The following is a 239-nucleotide window of genomic DNA, read 5'->3' as shown; positions in this document are numbered from 1 at the left end:
CTCACCCTGACCGTTTACGTACGATTTGATCGAGCTTCCGCCCTGTTCCACCGCTTCGGAAAGGGTAGCGACAATGCTTTCGTGCAGCTTGGTCACCTGTTTGCCGGTCAATTTTCCGGCCGGCCGCTCGGGATGGATTCCTGCGCGAAACAGGGCCTCGTCCACATAAATATTCCCTAATCCCACCAGAAATTCCTGATTCAAGAGCAGCGGCTTAATTTTTGTCGTGCGCCCTTTTA

1 pseudogene is annotated in these 239 nt (G+C 53.1%); it reads right to left on the bottom strand.

From position 1 onward, the window contains the following. Positions 1-239 (bottom strand): annotated as a pseudogene (locus tag MXD62_RS09550) (DNA-formamidopyrimidine glycosylase); the annotation flags it as partial.

Source organism: Frankia sp. Mgl5 (genome assembly GCF_023242985.1).
In the GTDB taxonomy this organism is placed as follows: domain Bacteria; phylum Actinomycetota; class Actinomycetes; order Frankiales; family Frankiaceae; genus Parafrankia; species Parafrankia soli.
The sequence above is the reverse complement of the archived record's forward strand: the minus strand, read 5'-3'. Positions and strand labels throughout refer to the sequence as shown.